Origin of the sequence: Bradyrhizobium sp. CCBAU 51765 (assembly GCF_015291725.1) — a bacterium.
GTDB lineage: Bacteria > Pseudomonadota > Alphaproteobacteria > Rhizobiales > Xanthobacteraceae > Bradyrhizobium > Bradyrhizobium liaoningense.
On sequence record NZ_CP030038.1, the window covers coordinates 7,463,581 to 7,482,984 of the forward strand.

General features: G+C 64.7%; 18 protein-coding genes. 5 read left to right on the top strand and 13 right to left on the bottom strand.

The window, feature by feature from the left end:
* Positions 1–125: 125 nt before the first annotated feature.
* Positions 126–848 carry an aquaporin Z gene (gene aqpZ / locus XH96_RS34580; RefSeq protein WP_194389806.1) on the bottom strand — a complete coding sequence of 241 codons (723 nt, stop codon included), beginning with the start codon at positions 846–848 and terminating at the stop codon, positions 126–128.
* A gap of 260 nt (positions 849–1,108) precedes the next feature.
* On the opposite strand from aqpZ, the gene rpsU reads away from it, so the two are divergent.
* Positions 1,109–1,405, top strand: a complete 297-nt coding sequence (gene rpsU / locus XH96_RS34585; RefSeq protein ID WP_008546194.1) for a 30S ribosomal protein S21 — start codon at positions 1,109–1,111, stop codon at positions 1,403–1,405.
* A gap of 251 nt (positions 1,406–1,656) precedes the next feature.
* Positions 1,657–2,310, top strand: a complete 654-nt coding sequence (locus XH96_RS34590) for a tetratricopeptide repeat protein (RefSeq protein ID WP_194389807.1) — start codon at positions 1,657–1,659, stop codon at positions 2,308–2,310.
* A 25-nt stretch (positions 2,311–2,335) separates the two neighbouring features.
* Here XH96_RS34590 and XH96_RS34595 read toward each other — a convergent pair whose 3' ends face one another.
* The 12 genes from XH96_RS34595 to XH96_RS34650 form a co-directional block, all read right to left on the bottom strand.
* Positions 2,336–3,271, bottom strand: a complete 936-nt coding sequence (locus tag XH96_RS34595; RefSeq protein ID WP_194389808.1) for a hypothetical protein — start codon at positions 3,269–3,271, stop codon at positions 2,336–2,338.
* A gap of 94 nt (positions 3,272–3,365) precedes the next feature.
* A complete protein-coding gene (locus tag XH96_RS34600) occupies positions 3,366–3,650 on the bottom strand; it encodes a cupin domain-containing protein (protein ID WP_014492439.1) in 285 nt (94 codons plus the stop codon).
* 20 nt (positions 3,651–3,670) lie between these two features.
* Positions 3,671–4,768 (bottom strand): calcium:proton antiporter, encoded by a 1,098-nt coding sequence (locus tag XH96_RS34605; protein ID WP_194389809.1) that lies wholly within the window; start codon positions 4,766–4,768, stop codon positions 3,671–3,673.
* 49 nt (positions 4,769–4,817) lie between these two features.
* On the bottom strand, positions 4,818–6,257 hold the full coding sequence (locus tag XH96_RS34610) for a sodium:proton antiporter (RefSeq protein ID WP_194389810.1): 1,440 nt from the start codon (positions 6,255–6,257) through the stop codon (positions 4,818–4,820).
* The gene (locus tag XH96_RS34615; protein ID WP_194394381.1) at positions 6,247–7,044 is read right to left on the bottom strand and encodes an alpha/beta hydrolase; all 798 of its coding nucleotides are present in this window, start codon (positions 7,042–7,044) and stop codon (positions 6,247–6,249) included. Before XH96_RS34615 ends, XH96_RS34610 begins: the two co-directional genes overlap by 11 nt.
* A gap of 216 nt (positions 7,045–7,260) precedes the next feature.
* Positions 7,261–8,658, bottom strand: coding sequence for an NAD(P)(+) transhydrogenase (Re/Si-specific) subunit beta (locus tag XH96_RS34620; protein WP_194389811.1), 1,398 nt, complete (start codon positions 8,656–8,658; stop codon positions 7,261–7,263).
* Between the two features lie 39 nt (positions 8,659–8,697).
* Positions 8,698–9,015 (bottom strand): proton-translocating transhydrogenase family protein, encoded by a 318-nt coding sequence (locus XH96_RS34625; protein WP_028180801.1) that lies wholly within the window; start codon positions 9,013–9,015, stop codon positions 8,698–8,700.
* Between the two features lie 22 nt (positions 9,016–9,037).
* On the bottom strand, positions 9,038–10,168 hold the full coding sequence (locus XH96_RS34630) for a Re/Si-specific NAD(P)(+) transhydrogenase subunit alpha (RefSeq protein WP_194389812.1): 1,131 nt from the start codon (positions 10,166–10,168) through the stop codon (positions 9,038–9,040).
* A gap of 137 nt (positions 10,169–10,305) precedes the next feature.
* Positions 10,306–10,458, bottom strand: a complete 153-nt coding sequence (locus XH96_RS34635) for an aa3-type cytochrome c oxidase subunit IV (RefSeq protein WP_008136857.1) — start codon at positions 10,456–10,458, stop codon at positions 10,306–10,308.
* Positions 10,459–10,554: 96 nt separating this feature from the next.
* Positions 10,555–10,950, bottom strand: coding sequence for a type II toxin-antitoxin system death-on-curing family toxin (locus XH96_RS34640; RefSeq protein ID WP_194389813.1), 396 nt, complete (start codon positions 10,948–10,950; stop codon positions 10,555–10,557).
* A 12-nt stretch (positions 10,951–10,962) separates the two neighbouring features.
* Entirely contained in the window at positions 10,963–11,187 is a 225-nt protein-coding gene (locus tag XH96_RS34645; RefSeq protein ID WP_061850860.1) for a hypothetical protein, read from the bottom strand.
* A gap of 73 nt (positions 11,188–11,260) precedes the next feature.
* Positions 11,261–13,168, bottom strand: coding sequence for a M3 family oligoendopeptidase (locus XH96_RS34650; RefSeq protein WP_194389814.1), 1,908 nt, complete (start codon positions 13,166–13,168; stop codon positions 11,261–11,263).
* Positions 13,169–13,295: 127 nt separating this feature from the next.
* Here XH96_RS34650 and XH96_RS34655 point away from each other — a divergent pair, with 127 nt between their 5' ends.
* From XH96_RS34655 to XH96_RS34665, 3 genes are all read left to right on the top strand, one after another.
* A complete protein-coding gene (locus XH96_RS34655; protein WP_194389815.1) occupies positions 13,296–14,792 on the top strand; it encodes a sigma-54 dependent transcriptional regulator in 1,497 nt (498 codons plus the stop codon).
* 350 nt (positions 14,793–15,142) lie between these two features.
* Complete coding sequence (locus tag XH96_RS34660; RefSeq protein ID WP_194389816.1) at positions 15,143–17,344, top strand: murein L,D-transpeptidase; 2,202 nt, start codon at positions 15,143–15,145, stop codon at positions 17,342–17,344.
* 284 nt (positions 17,345–17,628) lie between these two features.
* A complete protein-coding gene (locus XH96_RS34665) occupies positions 17,629–19,248 on the top strand; it encodes a DUF882 domain-containing protein (protein ID WP_246789879.1) in 1,620 nt (539 codons plus the stop codon).
* Positions 19,249–19,404 lie beyond the last annotated feature (156 nt).

A 19,404-nucleotide genomic window follows, 5' to 3' on the forward strand; every position in this document is an offset into this window, starting at 1 on the left:
CAGCCAAAGCGCGATGCGATGAGGATGAATCGTCATCGCGCTTTGGGTTTTTGTTTAAGCATGATCTTTTCGGAAAACCGCTACGCACTTTTCCGGATCATGCTTTGGCCGCGATCCCCTTGCGATCACGCCGTCTTCACGCCCGCAACGACGCCGGCGGGCTCCTCGCTGAGCCAGCGATAGATCACCCCGCCCAGCGCGCCGCCGATCAGCGGTGCAACCCAGAACAGCCAGAGTTGCGACAGCGCCCAGCCGCCGACGAACAGTGCCGGGCCCGTGCTGCGCGCCGGGTTCACCGAGGTGTTGGTGACGGGAATGCTGACGAGATGGATCATCACCAGCGCGAGGCCGATCGCGAGCGGCGCGAAGCCCGCCGGCGCGCGGCCATGGGTGGCACCCATGATGATGAACAGGAACATCATGGTCATCACCACCTCGGTGAGGAAGCACACCATCATGCTGTACTGGCCAGGCGAATGCGCATCATAGCCGTTGGAGGCAAAGCCCTTGCTGACGTCGAATCCGGGCGCCCCGCTCGCGATGACATAGAGGAGCCACGCGGCAACGACCGCGCCCACCACCTGGGCGATCACGTAGGGCAGGATCTGGCCGGCCGGAAAGCGGCCGCCAGCGGCAAGGCCGACCGTCACGGCCGGATTGAGATGGCAGCCGGAGATATGCCCGATCGCATAGGCCATGGTGACGACGCTCAAGCCGAATGCGAGAGAGACACCGACCAGGCCGATGCCAACCTGCGGGAAACCGGCCGCGATCACCGCGCTGCCACAACCGGCGAATGTGAGCCAAAAAGTACCGATAGCTTCGGCGGTGTATTTCTTCATGTCCATGTGGCATCTCCCCTGATTTCAGCTCCGGATCAACTTCCGGAAACGGCCCGCCTTCTGGCACCAAACCACCCAAATTGCGACCGTTCGGAGGTATTTTCGCCGCATTTAATGGCCGAACTTGGCCCGAAAACCCGCCTGGCCGGTGGACATCCAAGGTTTTGTCTGATACATCCGCGCGCTCAAGGCCAAGGGCGCCCGGCTTTTTGCCATCCCCTTTGACTTACCAGAATTCAAATCCGATCCACTGAAGAGGATGCCGCGTGCAGGTTCTCGTTCGCGATAACAACGTCGATCAAGCTCTCAAGGCGCTGAAGAAGAAGATGCAGCGCGAGGGCATTTTCCGCGAGATGAAGCTCCGCGGTCACTACGAGAAGCCCTCCGAAAAGAAGGCCCGCGAAAAGGCCGAAGCCGTGCGCCGTGCGCGCAAGCTGGCCCGCAAGAAGCTGCAGCGCGAAGGCCTGCTGCCGATGAAGCCGAAGCCGGTGTTCGGCGCAGGCCCGGGCGGTGATCGCGGCGGTCGTGGCGGCCCCGGTGCAGGTCCGCGCGGACCGCGCTGATTTGCCGAACCTTTAAGATCTCGGTTTTTGATAACGCGGGCCCTTGGCCCGCGTTATTGTTTGTGAGCGGTGCTTTCGCTGGACGGGACACTGCCGATGCGGCGTTAAAGCGCGATAAGATTGGATGAATGGTCATCGCACTTTAGGTAGTTGTTTGAGCACGATCTCCGCGCGAACGCGTTCCGTGTTTGTCGCGAGAGAAAACCGCGGCACACTTTGCCGGCTCCTGCTCTAGCGCGAGCGAACCGTAGATGGCTTCCCCTTTCCCTCATCAGCGCAGCTTGCCGCGGCGACGCCGGATCTGGCAGCAGCCGCTCGCGTTGGGTTTGATGGGGATCGCGCTATGCGGCTGCTCCTTCGATCTGGGATCGCTGATGCCGGAGAAGGACAAACCCCAGGAGACGCCCAAGGCGGAGGCGCCTGCCGAGAGCGCGGTGAGCGCCGGCAACGTCACCGAAGCTCAGGCCCACACCGCAAAGGCCCAGTCCCTGGTGAAGTCAGGGGAGACCGCGGCAGCGCTCGACGAGTTCAATCGCGCCGTCGGGCTCGATCCCTACAATGCGCAGGCACTCTATGGCCGCGCCCTGATCTACCAGGGCAATAACCAGCACAACTTCGCGATCGCCGATTTCAGCGCCGCGAGCGGGCTCAACCCGCAAAAGGTCGAGCCTCTGCTCGGCCGTGCCACCAGCTATCTCGCGATCGGCAAGCTCAAGGAGGCCGCGGCCGATCTCGATGAAGCCTCCGAGGCCGATCCGCACAATGCCCAGGTCTGGACTGCGCGCGGACAGGCCTATGAGCGGCTGGGGGACAGGGCGAAGGCGGCCGCGTCCTACACCAGGGCCGTCGCGCTTCGTCCACGCGATGACGCCGCCCGCAGCGGCCTCGCCCGCGTCGGCGGCTGACGGTCTGGCGCAGCGCGGGCCGGTCTTAATCGGGCGTGGCGCTCTTCGGCAGAACGGAGTTGAACATCGACTTCATGCCCGACAGCATCTCGTCGGCGACATTGGTCTTCCTCGGTCGCGGCATGGAGGCACCAACATCGGCACGCAGGTCGAGCGGGGGCGCTATGACCGGCACGGGAATGTCGGCCGGCGGCGTCACCCGATTCGGATCGTCGCTGCCGACCGAGGCCGTGTAGGGCGGATTGGAGCCGCCATTCCCATAGGCCTCAGATGAGGGCGTCGAGACCGTGATCGGCGGCGGCAGCGGACGGACCGTGGACGGCTCCATGCCAATGACCCGCGGCGCCTCCGGCGTGCGGGCGGCTTCCCGGACCGCGGGCTCCGCCGACCTCTCGGTTGGCTTGGCCTCGGACGACTTGAGCTCGGCGGGCTTGGTTTCGGAAGATCTGGCCTCAGCGGACCTGCCCTCAGGCGACTTGCGCAGGCGCTCGATCGCGGCACGTACGAGATCGTTGGCATCGGGGGTTGCGGCCGGAGCGGCAGCAGCTGGCGCCGAATTGGCCTCGACCACCGGCGCAGGCGCGGTCACGGCCGGCGTAGACTTGGCGACCGCCTTTTCACGGGCGGACGGCTTGGCGCGCGGGCTCTCGGCCGGCGCCACATCCGGAGCCTTCTCGGCGGCCTTCTCAGACCCCTTGGGCTCGGTGACCGGCTGATGGTCGGCCGCCTTGTCGGTCACGCTCTTCTCGGCGATGCCCTTGGCCTTGACGCCGGGCGCAGGGAGGTTGGCGACATCAGCAGGCTTGCCGTTCTGGCCGGCGTCGGCGGGCGCAACAACGGCCGCGGGGACATCGGCCGCCGGCTTGGCGTTGATGTAATGATTAACGATGTACGCCCCGATGATCGTCGCGAGCACCGAGGGGAAAATATCCATCGAGATTTTAGCGAGGTATTTCAGCATTTCTCGGCCACTCCCCGCGCGATCTGATGCGGGAACTTTAGGGCATTGTGAGGGATCAACTGCGACGGATCAATGGCAAAGGGTAACGCCGGATCTATGGCTTCAGCTCGATCTCAAGGAACACGATCTCAGTTGAGGTTTCGTTAAGCACGTCGTGTTGGACGCCGGCCTTGCGGAAGTAGGATTTTCCGGCGGCGAGCTGCGCCTTGGACCGTTCGCCACCGGGCGCCACGATGGTCATCTCGCCGGCAACGACCGGAACAATCACGTAGTCCATCCCATGGGTGTGATGCCCGGTGGCGCTACCCGGGGCGAGCCGCCATTCGGTCACCCGGACCTGCTCGTTGTCGACCTGGACCTCGGACTTGGCGGCAAGCATCGAAACTCTCCTTTAGCGCTTCAGGGCACGAAAACCATAAACACGTAGACGGCAAATACCACCATATGGACCAGTCCGAACAGGACATTGGTCCGGCCCGTGCCGAAGGTCAGCATGCTCAGGAAGAAGGTCAGCAGCAAAAGGACGCTGCCCTGGGCGTTGAGGCCGAGTTCGAGTTCCTTGTCGAGCGCATAGGTGGCGACACCGACGGCAGGGATCGTCAGACCGATGGTCGCCAGCGACGAGCCGAGCGCGAGATTGATGCTCTTCTGGAGGTCGTTCCTGCGGGCCGCTGCGATCGCCGCCACGCCCTCGGGCATCAGGATCAGCAGCGCGACCAGAAGGCCGGCGAAGGCAGATGGCGCGCCGATCCTGGCGCCGACTGCGTCGACCACCAGCGAGAATTTCTTGGCCAGCAGCACGACCGCCAGAAGCGAGACCAGGAGCAGTGCCACGGTGAGCGCGAGCGCCCCGGCGGACAGGTGCGCCTCCCCGGCCTCGCCCTCGGCCCGTTCATGAACGAAGTAATCCTTGTGCAGGACGGTCTGGGTGTAGAGAAACACCGCATAAAGCGCGAGCGTGACCACGTCGACGAAGCCGAGCTGAACCGTCGAATAGACCGGCCCCGGCGTGGTCGTGGTGTAGTTCGGCAGGATCAGCGTGATGGTTGCGAGCGCGAACAGCACGCTGAGATAGACGTTGGCCCCTGAGAGCTGGAAGCCCTGTTCGCGATAACGCAGGCCGCCGATGAAGATGCAGAGGCCGACGAGGCCGTTGCAGACGATCATGACCACGGCGAACACGGTGTCGCGGGCCAGGGCCGGGGCAGGCTTGTCGCCCAGCATGATCGTGGTGATCAGCGCGACCTCGATGATGGTGACCGAAAGCGTCAGCACCAGCGTGCCATAGGGTTCGCCGACCCGTTCCGCGATCACTTCGGCATGATGAACCGCGGCAAACACGGTGCCGAACAGGATGACCAGGAGGACGACGGCGAAGACGAGCCCGCCGAGCGACAGCGTGAACACATAGTCCGTCGCGCTGACGGCTGCGAACAACAGCACGGCCAGCCCCGGGAAGATCCAGGCTGACCGGGGCATCGGACTATGCGCGCTCATCCACCACTTCCATTTGCTTGAATGAGCAGTAGCAAATCAGGCGCGAGATTCAATGCCAGTGCAGGATCGGCGCCACCGGCAGCAGCGTCAGCAGCAGGAACAGCGGGATCAGCACGGCGCCGGCGCGCAAGAAATAGCCGAAGAAGCTCGGCATTTTGACGCCGCTCTCGCTGGCAATGCTGCTCACCATGAAGTTCGGCGCGTTGCCGATATAGGTGAGCGCTCCCATGTAGACGGCCCCCATCGAGATCGAGGCAAGCGTACCCGAGAGCTCGTGCATCAGGACCTGCGGGTCGCCGCCGGCGAGCTCGAAGAACAACAGATAGGTCGGAGCATTGTCGAGGAACGCGGACATCAGGCCGGTGAACCAGAAATAGGCGACCTCGCGCGGCGCCCCGTCCGGCCCCGTCACGGCGGACAGCAGCCATGCGAACGCACCGTGATGGCCGGCATTGAGCATGGCAATGACCGGAATGATGGCGACGAAGATGCCGGCGAACAGCTTTGCGACCTCGCGGATGGGCTCCCAGGTGAAGCCGTTGGCCTGCCTGTGCTCGTCGGGCGTCAGCCACACCGACAGCGCCGCAATGGCCAGCAGCGCCAGATTGCGGACGACGTCCTCGAGGTCCAGCTTGGTGCCGAGAATGTCGAAGACTACGCCGGGCTTCCACATCGCCGAGGCCAGCAAGCTCGCGACGATGGCCGCGATCAGTACCAGATTGACGAGGCCGCGGATGCGGACCGGCTGCGCCGGGCCGGTGTCCCCGAGCGGCTCGCTCCGGAAATGCCAGACGTCGACGGCGACGAAAATCGCGAGCAGCAGTCCGGCCACGATCGCGGTCTGCAACCAGAGGGCCCGCGTGGTCCAGAAGAAGTCGACGCCGTGCAGGAAGCCGACGAAGAGCGGGGGATCGCCGAGCGGGCTCAGCGCGCCGCCGACATTGGCCACCAGGATGATGAAGAAGATGACGACATGGGTGTTGTGGCGCCGCGGCCGGTTGGCACGGATCAAGGGGCGGATCAGGATCATCGCGGCACCCGTGGTGCCGACGACGCTCGCCCCCAACGTGCCAAGCGCGAGGATGCCGGCATTGGTCGCCGGCGTCGCCTTGATGTCCCCGGTGATGAGGACGCCGCCGGCCACGACATAGAGCGAGAACAACAGCACGATGAAGCCGAGATATTCGACCAGCACGGCGTGAACGAGCGCCGCCAGCGTCGCCATGCCGCCGGCAAAGATGACGAGCGAGGCGAGCGCCAGCAGCGACCAGGCCGCGGCGATCTTGCCGTAATGGTGATGCCAGAACTTTGCGAACAGCAGCGGGCCCAGTGCGATCGACAGCAACAGGCCGGCAAAGGGCAGCGCATAGGGCCAGCGCATCGCCGCGCCGTCGAGCCCGGTCGCGGCCCACGCCTGATGCGGCAACAATGTCAGGATGGCGGCGAGGGCCTGGCTCCAGAGCCGCGTGACGAGCCGTTTAGGGTCCAATGAATTGCCTTGCCTTTTCGACCGCACCGAGGGCGTCGAGATTGTCGTGTCCGCCACCCGCAAAGCGAACGAACTGCTTCGGTTCGCGCGCGAGCGCGAACAGACGCTCTCCGAACATGATCGAAATGACAAGGTCATTGGTGCCATGCATCACCAACAGCGGCACCGTGACGCGCGCGATCCGTTCGTCGGAACGAAACTGGTCGCGCATCAGGAGGCGCACCGGCATGAACCGGAATGCCAGTGCGGCGATGTCGACCGTCGAGGTATAGGGCGCCTCCAGGATCAGCCTGCCGATGGGGTGTTCGGATGCGAGCGCAACTGCCACGCCCGTCCCGAGCGAAAAGCCCCAGACGACGATACGTTCCGCTCCATAGCGCGCAGTGGTGAAAGCGTAGGCGGCTGCGGCGTCGCGCAGCAGGCCCCGTTCGCTCGGTGCCCCGCTCGAGCCGGCATAGCCACGATACGACAGGGCAACGAGGCCGGTGCCGTCGGCGGTCATCGCCTTAAAACGGCTGACGCAGCCGGCGAGAAAATCGCCATTGCCGGGGAAGTACAGAATCACGGAATGACCTGGCCTGGCCGGCACGTGCCAGACGACGATTCTCTCGCCGTCCGACGTGGTCAGCACGTGCTCTTCCGCCTCGGGAAGGCCGGCAGCATCGGGTGCGGTGCGGCCGACGGGCGGGATCGGAAACAGCATCTCGCGCTGCCGGACATACAGCACGAGGAGACCGGCGCAATAGACGGTCACCAGCGCAATGGCGATCCACTTGACGATGGTCATCATTGCGCGGCCCGCCTCTCGATTGAGACTTACGGCTTGCGACGGCTCCGCAGCAATTTCATGACATCGGGCCGAAGGCTCGCCGGAACATCGCGGCAGCCGCACGCCTGCTTGTGAGCGGCGTGCCAGACGACGCGCTGCTCGCGCGTCGCTTTGGGGGCATGGGATGGGACCGGTGCCATTGCTTGTTGATGGCCACGGTCGGCGCGCCTCGCGCTACATCGCCTTGACGATGTTCTCGGTGACCTTCTTGGCGTCGCCGAGCAGCATCATGGTGTTGTCGCGATAGAACAGCGGATTGTCGATGCCCGCGTAACCCGAGGCGAGCGAGCGCTTGATGAACATCACTGTGCCGGCCTTCCAGACCTGGAGCACCGGCATGCCGTAGATCGGCGAGGACTTGTCCTCTTCGGCCGCGGGGTTGGTGACGTCGTTGGCGCCGATCACGAAGGCGATGTCGGCCTGCGCGAATTCGGAGTTGATGTCCTCGAGTTCGAACACCTCGTCATAGGGCACGTTGGCCTCCGCGAGCAGCACGTTCATGTGGCCGGGCATGCGGCCGGCCACCGGATGAATGGCGTATTTCACCTCGACGCCTTCCTTCTTCAGCATGTCGGCCATTTCGCGCAGCGCGTGCTGGGCCTGCGCCACCGCCATGCCGTAACCGGGCACGATGATGACCTTGGAGGCGTTCTTCATGATGAAGGCTGCATCGTCCGCCGAGCCGAGCTTGGCCGGCTTCTGTTCGCCGGTTGCGCCACCGGCCGCGGCGGTCTCGCCGCCGAAGCCGCCGAGGATGACCGAGATGAAGGACCGGTTCATCGCGTGGCACATGATGTAGGACAGGATCGCGCCGGAGGAGCCGACCAGCGCGCCGGTGATGATCAGCGCGGAATTGCCGAGCGTGAATCCGATGCCGGCCGCGGCCCAGCCGGAGTAGGAGTTCAGCATCGAGATCACGACCGGCATGTCGGCGCCGCCGATCGGGATGATCATGAGCACGCCGAGCGCCAGCGCGAGGATGACGATCATCCAGAAGTCGAACGCGCTGCCTGACAGCACCAGGCCGACGATGAAGAACACCAGGGCCAGGGCCAGCGCGATGTTGATGATGTGGCGGAACGGCAGGATGATCGGCGCACCGCTCATGCGCGCCGACAGCTTCAGGAACGCGATCACCGAGCCGGTGAAGGTCAGCGCACCGATGGCGACGCCGAGCGACATCTCGACCAGGCTCTGCGGATGGATGTTGCCGGGCGTCCCGATGCCGAAGGCCTCCGGCGCGTAGAACGCGCCGGCCGCAACCAGCACCGCGGCCATGCCGACCAGCGAGTGGAAGGCGGCGACCAGTTCCGGCATCGAGGTCATCGGCACGCGGCGGGCGATCACCGCGCCGACGCCGCCGCCGATCGCGACCGCGAGGATGACGAGGATCCACGCCACGCCGTCGGCCGGCGGATGGCTCGCGAGCGTGGTGGCGACCGCGATCGCCATGCCGATCATGCCGAACAGATTGCCCTGGCGCGAGGTTGCCGGGCTCGACAGCCCGCGCAGCGACAGGATGAACAGCACCCCCGCCACGAGATACAAGAATGCAGAGAGATTGGCGCTCATCTCAGGTCCCCATTGATCCCTTCAGCCCGAGGTGGCCGCTCACTTCGACTTCTTCTTGTACATCGCCAGCATGCGCTGGGTGACAAGGAAGCCGCCGAAAATGTTCACGCAGGCGAAGACGAGCGCGACGAAGCCGAAGCCGCGCGCCCAGCCCGAGCCGCTCGAAATCATGCCGACACCCACCGCGAGCAGCGCGCCGACCACGATCACCGAGGAGATCGCGTTGGTGACGCTCATCAGCGGCGTATGCAGCGCCGGCGTCACCGACCAGACGACGAAATAGCCGACGAAGACGGCGAGGACGAAGATCGACAGCTGGAAGATGAAGGGGTCGACGAGCTGTGCTGCATGCTCCATGGCGGCTCTCCTTAAACCCGATTTAAGATGATTTGGGCTGGAAGTTCGGGTGGATCACGGCGCCGTCTTTCGTCAGCGCAGTGGCCTTGACCAGCTCGTCGTCCCAGTTGACGGCGAGCTTCTTCTCTTTCTTGTCGACCATGGTCTCGATGAAGGAGAACAGATTGCGGGCATAGAGGCTGGAAGCCGAAGCCGCGACGCGGCCGGCGACGTTGGTGTAGCCGACGATCTTGATGCCATCGAGGTCGACGACCTCGCCCGGCCTCGCACCCTCGACATTGCCGCCGCGCTCGACGGCGAGATCGACCAGCACCGAACCCGGCTTCATCGACCTGACCATGTCGGCGCTGACGAGCTTGGGCGCCGGCCGGCCCGGAATCAGCGCAGTCGTGATCACGATGTCCTGCTTCTTGATATGCTCGGCGGTGAGCGCGGCCTGCTTGGCCTGGTACTCCCTGGACATTTCCTTGGCGTAGCCGCCGGCGGTCTGTGCGTTCTTGAACTCCTCGTCCTCGACCGCCAGGAATTTCGCGCCGAGCGATTCGACCTGCTCCTTGGTGGCGGGACGCACGTCCGTGGCCGTGACGACGGCGCCGAGACGGCGCGCGGTCGCGATCGCCTGCAGGCCGGCGACGCCGACGCCCATCACGAACACCTTGGCCGCAGGCACGGTGCCGGCGGCCGTCATCATCATCGGGAAGGCGCGGCCGAAGGCCTCGGCGCCCTCGATCACGGCGCGGTAGCCGGCGAGATTCGCCTGCGAGGACAGCACGTCCATCACCTGCGCGCGGGTGATGCGCGGCATCAGCTCCATGGCGAATGCGGAGATGCCGGCATCGGCCATCGTCTTGAGCGCCGCGTCGTTGCCGTAGGGATCCATGATCGCGATGACGAGCGCGCCGCGCTTGTACTGCGCGAGCTCGGACGCCTCGGGGCGCTTCACCTTGATGATGATGTCCGCGTCCTTGAGTGCGTCGGCACTGACGGTGGCGCCAGCCGCGGTGAATTCGGAATCCGGCAGGCCCGACTTGATACCGGCGCCCGGCTCGACGGCAACCTCGGCGCCCAGCGCCTTGAACTTCTTCACCGTGTCAGGCGAAGCGGCGACGCGCGGCTCCGACGGATCGATTTCCTTGGCAACGGCAATCTTCATGAGGCCTCCGGCGACGCGGGAAAAAGCGCGCACGCGAACTTAGCGTTACTCCCGCAACGTTGGATACCGGTTTTGGGACCGGCTTGAATGCAAATTTTATGGGCACCGACGACGCTGGCGGTGCGGCAGTCGATGGGTCAGGTGAGGAAGATCGCCATCAGGATCACGATGAGCGCGACCGAGGCCGTGCCGTACTTCACCAGTTTGATGAAGCCCTCATAGGTCTGCTCGTGGGCAACATAGTCGTTGCCGTCGGCGGTGGTGTACGCCACTTCACTATGGTCAGCCATGGATGTCCCCAGTCGAAAGTCGAATTCTCGGGCTGGGATACCTTAAAGATTTGAACAGGGCAACGGCACCGAGGCGGGGTTTTCCCGCAAATCGGGTCATTTGGAATTCCAATTGTCGCGGATCCAGCGCGCGAGGCTCTCCTCGCTGACTTCGCCGGCAGCAAGTGAGAGGATGATCGCCGTCGCCTCCGCAGGATCGGGACTGAAGGCGGTGCCGTTCTTGTGCAGGAAGATCATCATCGCCATGAAGGCAATGCGCTTGTTTCCATCGACGAATGCATGGTTCTTCGCGAGACCAAACGCGTAGGCTGCGGCGAGTTCATCCAGCGGAGCCTGCTCGTAGCGCCATTTGTTGACCGGCCGCTCCAGCGCCGATCGCAGCATGCCGTCATCGCGTAGCCCCGGCGCACCGCCAAAACGGCGAAGCTGGCGGCTGTGAATTGCAACAGCCTGCTCATAGCTGATCCACAGCGGCTCTTGAGGCTCGCTCATCCGATCAGGCAGCTATTTCGCGAGCGCAGCGAGCGTATCACGATACTTGTCCATGATCTCGTCGGCGATTTCCATCGTCCGCTCGAAATCCGGATCGTAGGGCAGCGCCTGGAAACCACCGCCGGGCAATTCGACGATATGCAATTGCTGCCCGCGCTTGAGATCGAGCCGCTGCATCAGTTCGCGCGGCAGCAACAATCCGTCCGAATTACCGATCTTCTTGATCTCGATCTTCATGGCCGCACCTCGTTATACACTTGTATAACATGACCCCGTGCGATCGTTCAACAAATGTTTTACGGCCCCTGCCTCAGCCCATCGTCTCCAGCTCGTCGATCATCCCGGCGATGACGCTGAGCCCGCCGTCCCAGAACTTCGGATCCTTGGCATCCAGCCCGAACGGCCGCAGCAGCTCGGAATAGTGCTTGGTGCCGCCGGCGGCGAGCATGTCGAGATAGCGCTCGGCAAAGCCTTCGGCCGCATTCTCGTAGACGGCGTAGAGCGAGTTCACGAGGCAGTCGCCGAAGGCATAGGCGTAGACGTAGAACGGCGAATGGATGAAATGCGGGATGTACATCCAGTAGTTCTCGTAGCCCGCCTTGATCTCGATCGCGGGCCCTAAGCTCTCGCCCTGCACCGACAGCCAGATCTCGCCGAGCCGCGTCGCGGTGAGCTCGCCATTCTTGCGCTCGGTGTGGACCGCGCGCTCGAAGGAATAGAACGCGATCTGCCGCACCACGGTGTTGATCATGTCTTCGACCTTGCCGGCGAGCAGCGCCTGGCGCTGTTTTGCATTTTTGGTCTGGGCAAGGAGCCGCTTGAACGTGAGCATCTCGCCGAACACGCTCGCGGTCTCCGCCAGCGTCAGCGGCGTCGGCGCCATCAGCGCGCCGTTCTTGGCCGCCAGCACCTGGTGCACACCGTGACCGAGCTCATGCGCGAGCGTCATCACGTCGCGCGGCTTGCCCTGGTAGTTCATGAGCACGTAGGGATGCGCCGACGGCGTGGTCGGATGCGAGAAGGCGCCCGGCGCCTTGCCCGGACGCACCGGGGCGTCGATCCAGCGGTCGGTGAAGAAACGCTCGGCGATGTCGGCCATCTTGGGCGAGAAGCCGCGATAGGCCGTCAGCACCATGTTCCGCGCATCGGGCCAGCCGATCACGTCGGTCGCCGCAAACGGCAGCGGCGCGTTGCGGTCCCAATAAGCCAGCCGCTTCTTGCCGAACCATTTCGCCTTCAGCGCATAATAGCGATGCGACAGCTTCGGATAGGCCGCGCGCACCGAGGCGACCAGCGCATCCACCACCTCGCGCTCGACCCGGTTGTTGAGATGGCGGGAATCCGCGACGTCCTTGAAGCCGCGCCAGCGGTCGGAGATGTCCTTGTCCTTGGCCAGCGTGTTGGTGATCAGCGCAAAGGTGCGCTCATTGGCCTTGAAGGTCTTCGCCAGCGCTTCCGCCGCGCTCTTGCGCTTGGCGCCGTCGCGGTCCTGCAGCAGATTGAGCGTCGGCTCGATCGCGAGCTCCTTGGATCCGACCTTGAAGCGCAGGCCGGAGATGGTCTGGTCGAACAGCCGGTTGAAGGCGGAATAGCCGGTCTGCGCCTTCTCCAGGAAGAGCTGCTCGAGCTTGTCGTCGAGCTGATACGGCTTCTCCTTGCGCAGGTCTTCGATCCACGGACGGTAGTAGGCGAGCTCGGTGGCCTGCATCGCGCGGTTCAAAATATCGTCATCGATCCGATTGAGCTCGAGCGCGAAGAACAGAAGATGCGTCGACGCCGCCGTCAGGCGCTCGGAGACGTCGCCGTAAAACTTTGAAATCGCGGGGTCAACGCTGTCGCCGGCATGGACGAGACCGGCATAGGAGCCGAGACGGCCGGCGAGATCGTCGATCGCCTCATAGCGTCGCACGGCTTCAGCGAGCCATTTTCCGCCATCTTCGTTTGCTGTCCCTGTTGCCAGCTTGCCCTTGTAGTCCGTCTCGAAGGCGACGCAGTCGATATCCAGCTTTTCGAGATCGCGCGCCACTTCCGGCGCGTCGATCCCGGAATAGAGATCGGCGAGGTTCCACTCCGGAAGCTTGCCGGTCTTGCTTGCAGCCTTTGCAAGCGAAGGTTTGGCGGACGAAGGCTCGGAGGATTTTTTCTTGGCGGCGGATTTCTTGGTGGCTGGCTTGCGGAGTGCCGATTTTGTGAGAGCGGTCTTGGAGCGCGAAGTCATTGTGTGGAAAACCTGTGTTCAACAATCGCGACGGCGGGCGGGGGCATCAAGGCTTAAGCATGCGTTAATCGGCTTCGGCCAGAGTGCCCCGATTCGAGACAGATAGTAGTAGCGTGCGGGGAACACCATGGCTGCCAGTATTTTGATCGCCGACGACGACGCTGTAGCCCGCCGGCTGGTCGAGAACATGGTGCAGAAATGCGGCTATGAGACGGTCGTCGTGGACTCCGGGGACGCCGCAATTGCCACCCTCACCGCCCCCGACGCGCCGGCCATCGACGCCGTCATCCTCGATCTCGTGATGCCCGGCCTCGACGGCATGGGCGTACTTGCGAAGATCCGCGAAGCCGGCCTGAGCATCCCCGTCATCGTGCAGACCGCCCATGGCGGCATCGACAACGTGATCTCGGCGATGCGCGCGGGCGCGGCCGATTTCGTCGTCAAGCCGGTCGGCGTGGAGCGGCTCCAGGTCTCCTTGCGCAACGCGCTCAACACGTCCGCGCTCAAGGGCGAATTGCAGCGCATCCGTCACAGCCGCGAAGGACGGCTCACGTTCTCCGACATCATCACCCGCTCCGAAGCGATGACGGGCGTGATGCGCGCCGCCCAGAAGGCGGCCAACTCCGCGATCCCCGTGCTGATCGAGGGCGAATCCGGCGTCGGCAAGGAGATGTTCGCGCGCGCCATCCATGGCAGCGGCGAGCGCAAGGCCAAGCCGTTCGTCGCGGTCAATTGCGGTGCGATTCCCGACAACCTCGTCGAGTCCATCCTGTTCGGCCACGAGAAGGGCGCCTTCACCGGCGCCACCGAGCGGCACATGGGCAAGTTTGTCGAGGCTCATGGCGGCACGCTGTTTCTGGACGAGGTCAGCGAGCTGCCGCTGACCGCCCAGGTGAAGCTGCTGCGCGCACTGCAGGAAGGTGCCGTGGAGGCCGTCGGCGGCCGCAAGCCGGTCAAGGTCGACGTCCGCATCATCTCGGCAACCAATCGCAAGCTGCTGGAGCGGGTGAAACAGGGACATTTCCGGGAAGACCTGTTCTATCGCCTGCACGTGCTGCCGCTGACGATTCCCTCGCTGCGCGCCCGGCGCGAGGACATCCCGCATCTGCTCAGGCATTTCCTGGCGCGCTTTGCCGCCGAGGAGAACCGCCCGATCACCGGCATCAGCGGCGAGGCGGTCGCGCACCTGGCCCAGCTCGACTGGCCCGGCAACATCCGCCAGCTCGAAAACGCGGTCTACCGCGCCGTGGTGATGAGCGACGGCGACCAGCTCGACATTGGCGATTTTCCCATGCTCGCCTCGCAGCCGCATCCCGTCACGGATATTCCGACCGCACCGTTGATGCTCGAGCCGGCGGCGATGCCTTCGGTGGTGTCAGGTAACGAAATACCGATCGCGCCACTCCCCGCCGTGGGAACTCTCGCCATGCTCACCGCGACCGGCGATGTCCGCGCGCTGGAGGACATGGAGAACGAGATCATCCGCTTCGCGATCTCGCATTATCGCGGCCAGATGTCTGAGGTGGCTCGCCGCCTCAAGATCGGCCGGTCGACGCTCTACCGCAAACTCGACGAGGCCGGGGTTCCCGGACATGGCGGCAAAAGCGGTGAGGAGACGCACTGAGCCGGGTGCGAACGGAGGTTCGCACGACGTTTCGCGACGGCGGTAAGCTGTTCGCATGACGACAGAATTCGACTGTGATTTGAACCGTGACCCGGAAGTGACAGACAGACGGAAAACCGCGTGGCAGAAGCGCACAATCCGTTGCCAAGAGGCTCCCTTGAAGTCAGTTTGTCGTGAGTTGTCCCGGGTAGCGCTGGCCGCAGAATCGGGGCCTGTATATCGTCTGCGTAGGAATCGTTGCGTGCAGGCGTGCAACTTTCGAGAGGCCGGCGCAGTTTAGCCGAAGCTCATCAATAGGCGATAACGAAGCTGTTCCACGAGGGGACAGCTCACGCGAGGGGTGCGACACAATGCGTGACTGTTTGAACCACCGTGCGGGCTTTGACCGTGTCTTGATGACGGTCGCAGCGACCTTCCTCGCGGTGTCCGCCAGCTCGGCGCTGGCGCAGGACCAGGCGCGCAGCAGCGCCGCCGAACTCGCGATCGAAGCTGCGATCCCGCGCCCCGAGCCGGCAAATGTCCCGCCCCCCACTGCAGCCGACATCAAGCTCGACACCACCGCCACGGTGCAGGATCCCACCAAGGAAATCGCGAAGGAGCCCGTCAAGGCGGACGTCGCGCCTGCGCCGGACAAGGTCGAGAGCAAGGCGTCCGACGTCGCCACCACGCCGGCGCCCGAAGCGCCGAAGAGCGAGACTGCGAAGACCGAGCCTGCAAACACCGAGCCTGCAAAGGCTGACACCGCGACCGCCACGCCGACGGCTCCCGCGGCACCTGCTGCAGCGGCTCCCGCCGCCGAGCCGGTGAAGGCCGCGAGCAACGTGCCCGCCGCAGACCAGCCGGTCGCGGACAAGCTCAAGGACATCATCGGCGCCAAGACCTCGCGCTATTTCGACCGCAAGAACGAGCGCGCGGCGATCGAGAAGTTCTACGGCGCGCGCGATTTCGCGCCGGTCTGGACGCAAGGCGGCAACCCGACCGCTGCGGCGAAGGGCGTGATCGCACGGCTGAAGGACGCGGCCTCCGACGGCCTCAATCCCGCGGACTATCCGTTGCCGGATTTCGCCGCCGCCACGACGCCCGATGCGCTGGCGGATGCCGAGCTCAAGCTCACCGCCAGCATGTTCGACTATGCGCGCCATGCCCAGAGCGGCCGCATGCATTGGTCGCAGGTCAGCGGCGACATTCTCTATCCCGAGCATCCGGTCGACCCCAACGAGGTGCTCGCCAAGGTCACGACCGCGACGGATGCGTCCGCAGCGCTCGACAGCTACAACCCGCCGCACAAGCTCTACAAGGAGCTGAAGGCCAAGCTCGCCGAGCTGCGCGGCCAGGGCAACGGTCCGGTGATCGAGATCGCCGACGGCCCGGCGCTGAAATACACCCCGGCCAGCAAGAAGAACGCTGAAATCGTCGTCGAAGATCAGCGCGTGCCGCAGCTCCGCGCCAAGCTCGGCCTCGCCGAGAACGCCCGCGACACCCGCTACGACGCGGCGGTCGCCGAGGCCGTGCGCAAATTCCAGAGCGGCGCCGAGATGAAGCCGACCGGCATCCTCGACGACAAGACGGTCAAGGCGCTCAACACCCCCAAGCGCGACAAGCAGATCGACGTGGTGGTGGTGAACATGGAGCGCTGGCGCTGGCTGCCGCGCGACCTCGGCGCGCCTTCGCTGGGTGATGCCTATGTCATCCTCAACATTCCCGACTTCACGCTGAAGGTGATGCAGCGCGGCCAGCAGGTCTGGACCACCCGCGTCGTCACCGGCAAGCCCGGCCAGCACGCCACCCCGCTGCTGACCGAGACGATGAAGTACATCACGGTCAATCCGACCTGGAACGTGCCGCCGTCGATCGTCTACAACGAATACCTGCCGGCGCTGCAGCAGGACCCGACCGTGCTTCAGCGCATGGGCCTCAAGCTCGAGCAGAACCGCGACGGCTCGGTGCACATCTCGCAGCCGCCCGGCGAAGCCAACGCGCTCGGCCGCATTCGCTTCAACTTCCCGAACAAGTTCCTGGTCTATCAGCACGACACGCCGGACAAGCAATTGTTCGCCAGGGACGAGCGCGCCTTCAGCCATGGCTGCATGCGCGTGCAGAATCCGGATCAGTACGCCTCCGTGCTGCTCAACATCACCATGCCGAACGAGAAGTACACGCCGGAGCGCGTGCGCAGCATGTACGGCAAGAGCGAGATCGATCTGAAATTCCCGACCCCGATCCCGGTCAACATCACCTATCAGACTGCGTTCGTGGATGACGCCGGCAAGCTGCAATTCCGCAAGGACATCTACGGTCGCGATGCGGCCATGATCAACATCCTGAAGAATAGCCGCGGCAAGGACCTGGAGAGCGTCGTCGCCCACTCACAGCCGAACTATTCGCGCCCGGCGACGACGTTGCCCTCCGGCGTGGCGGTGGCCAACAATGGCGGTGGCTTCGGTTCGTCCGGGCCCAACTTCTTCGAGCGGCTGTTCGGGGCGCCCACCCAGGCCGCGCCGCCGGCGCCGGTGGGCCGCCGTCCGCAGCAGCAGCGGGTGTTTACCCGCTGAGCCCGGCTCGCCGCCTCATTTCCGAGAATTCCGCAATGATATCAGCGACTCCGTCCCCCGGGACGGGGTCGCTTAACGTTAACCATCGTCAACCTGGGCCCGGGTAGCGGCTTCTTTTGGCCACAGTCAACCGCTTAGGATTGTATTCTGACTTGGTTTGGGGGCGGGAAGGTCAACCTCGAATTAACCTTCTTGCTTTAAGAAAGCGTTCATCCTCTTCGCGCTGCTAACGGGGTTGGCGGGAGAGTCCATTTTGAACGCTCGTCGACTGGGTGGGCTCATACGTGCTGACTGGTCTCGCACGCAAATTCGTTGTGCTGTCGTTGTCCCATGCGGGGGTGAAGGCCGGATCCCGGATCGGCCTCGCCTCCGTGTTGCTGCTTGCCGCCGCAGGCTCGGTCCACGACGCCGCGGCGCTGAACGAGACCAAGACGCTCTCCTTCCACCACACCCATTCCGGCGAAGACCTCACCGTCACCTTCAAGCGCGACGGCCGCTATGACGAGGCCGCGCTGAAGCAGCTCAACCATTTCCTGCGCGACTGGCGCACCCAGGATGAAACGGTCATGGACCGTCGCCTCTTCGACATCCTCTGGGAAGTCTATCGCGACGTCGACGGCAAGCAGCCGATCCAGATCATCTCCTCCTACCGCTCCCCCGCCACCAACGCCATGCTCCGACGTCGCTCCTCCGGCGTGGCGCGCTCCAGCCAGCACATGCTGGGACATGCGATGGACTTCTACATCCCGGGCGTGCCGCTGGAGCAGATCCGTTTCGCCGGCCTCCGCCTCCAGCGCGGCGGCGTCGGTTTCTATCCGACCTCCGGCTCGCCCTTCGTGCATCTGGACACCGGCAGCGTCCGGCACTGGCCGCGCATGACGCATGACCAGCTCGCCCGCGTCTTCCCGGACGGCAAGACGGTGCATCTGCCGACCGACGGCGTTCCGCTGAAGAACTATGAGCTGGCCAGGGCCGAGATCGAGCGGCGCGGCAGCGGCGACGATTCCGGCAGCAAGCCGAATTTCTTCGCCGCCTTGTTCAGGAGCAAGCCGGCTCCCGCCGCGAGCAGCGACGAGGACGACGAGGGCGCGCCCGCAACGGCCGCGAAGCCGTCCGCACCGACCGTGGTCGCAGCCGCCGCCAAGCCCGCCGAGCCGGTGCCGACGCCTCGCGCCAAGCCGCAGATCGCCGCAACGCTCCAGCTCGCGTCGGCCGATGCCCAGATCGTTGCGCCGCCGAAGCCGAAGCCCGCGCCCGTGGCTGACAAGCCGGCGACCGGCAAGTCTGTCGAGGGCAAGCTGGAGACACCGGCCGACATCATCAACGCCCGCGGCTTCTGGGATGACGTCCCGGCCGCGCCGCAGCAGGCGACGCCGGCTCAGGTCGCAGCGTTGAAGGCGCGTCAGGCGCTGGCCGCCGCCACCGATCCGCAACCAACCGCGAGCGTGACCAATGCGGCCTTCCAGGCCCTGGCTTACGCGCCGGCGGCCTCCCCGGTCGACCGCGCCAACGTCGTCGCAGCGTCAGCGCCGATCCCGCGCACCGCCCGCCCGACTGCGGCCTCCCGCAGCGTGGCTCAGGCGACGGAGATCAACATGGTGGTCGGCAAGAGCGTCGACGGCAGGGTCGCAACCGCCACCCGCCTCTCCGCCGCCAAGGGCGAAAGCATCTGGCTCAAGATCGTGATGCTGTCGCCGAGCGCCAGCCGCGCGATGTCGGTGACGCTGATGGGCGAGCTCGACACGGTCGCGCTGCGTGCCTATTTCGTCAAGCCGCGCGCGGTCGTCACGATGGGTTTTGTCGACGATCCGATGCAGGGCCTGTCCTGCGACAGCTTCTCGGGCAGCGCGACTGCAAAGCTCGAGACGACGTCCTTCGTCATGCGCACCGCGGCGCTGCGCTGACGTCTTCGGATATTCGCTGCTTCAAAAATCTCCGGTGTCGTCCTGGCGAATGCCAGGACCCATACCGCGTGATCTCGGTGAAGCGTGCGATGGCAATACCGAACGACGAGTCTTCGCTCAACTGTTGCACTTCGAGTGTGACCCCACCTCTTGGCT

Excerpts from the sequence above, each read along its gene's own strand:
- XH96_RS34650 (WP_194389814.1), bottom strand. The coding sequence starts at position 13,168 with ATGACTTCGCGCTCCAAGACCGCTCTCACAAAATCGGCACTCCGCAAG.
- XH96_RS34635 (WP_008136857.1), bottom strand. The coding sequence starts at position 10,458 with ATGGCTGACCATAGTGAAGTGGCGTACACCACCGCCGACGGCAACGAC.
- XH96_RS34605 (WP_194389809.1), bottom strand. The coding sequence starts at position 4,768 with ATGAGCGCGCATAGTCCGATGCCCCGGTCAGCCTGGATCTTCCCGGGG.
- XH96_RS34630 (WP_194389812.1), bottom strand. The coding sequence starts at position 10,168 with ATGAAGATTGCCGTTGCCAAGGAAATCGATCCGTCGGAGCCGCGCGTC.
- XH96_RS34600 (WP_014492439.1), bottom strand. The coding sequence starts at position 3,650 with ATGCTTGCCGCCAAGTCCGAGGTCCAGGTCGACAACGAGCAGGTCCGG.
- XH96_RS34640 (WP_194389813.1), bottom strand. The coding sequence starts at position 10,950 with ATGAGCGAGCCTCAAGAGCCGCTGTGGATCAGCTATGAGCAGGCTGTT.
- XH96_RS34625 (WP_028180801.1), bottom strand. The coding sequence starts at position 9,015 with ATGGAGCATGCAGCACAGCTCGTCGACCCCTTCATCTTCCAGCTGTCG.
- XH96_RS34655 (WP_194389815.1), top strand. The coding sequence starts at position 13,296 with ATGGCTGCCAGTATTTTGATCGCCGACGACGACGCTGTAGCCCGCCGG.
- aqpZ (WP_194389806.1), bottom strand. The coding sequence starts at position 848 with ATGGACATGAAGAAATACACCGCCGAAGCTATCGGTACTTTTTGGCTC.
- XH96_RS34620 (WP_194389811.1), bottom strand. The coding sequence starts at position 8,658 with ATGAGCGCCAATCTCTCTGCATTCTTGTATCTCGTGGCGGGGGTGCTG.
- XH96_RS34660 (WP_194389816.1), top strand. The coding sequence starts at position 15,143 with ATGCGTGACTGTTTGAACCACCGTGCGGGCTTTGACCGTGTCTTGATG.
- XH96_RS34595 (WP_194389808.1), bottom strand. The coding sequence starts at position 3,271 with ATGCTGAAATACCTCGCTAAAATCTCGATGGATATTTTCCCCTCGGTG.
- XH96_RS34590 (WP_194389807.1), top strand. The coding sequence starts at position 1,657 with ATGGCTTCCCCTTTCCCTCATCAGCGCAGCTTGCCGCGGCGACGCCGG.
- XH96_RS34615 (WP_194394381.1), bottom strand. The coding sequence starts at position 7,044 with ATGACCATCGTCAAGTGGATCGCCATTGCGCTGGTGACCGTCTATTGC.
- XH96_RS34645 (WP_061850860.1), bottom strand. The coding sequence starts at position 11,187 with ATGAAGATCGAGATCAAGAAGATCGGTAATTCGGACGGATTGTTGCTG.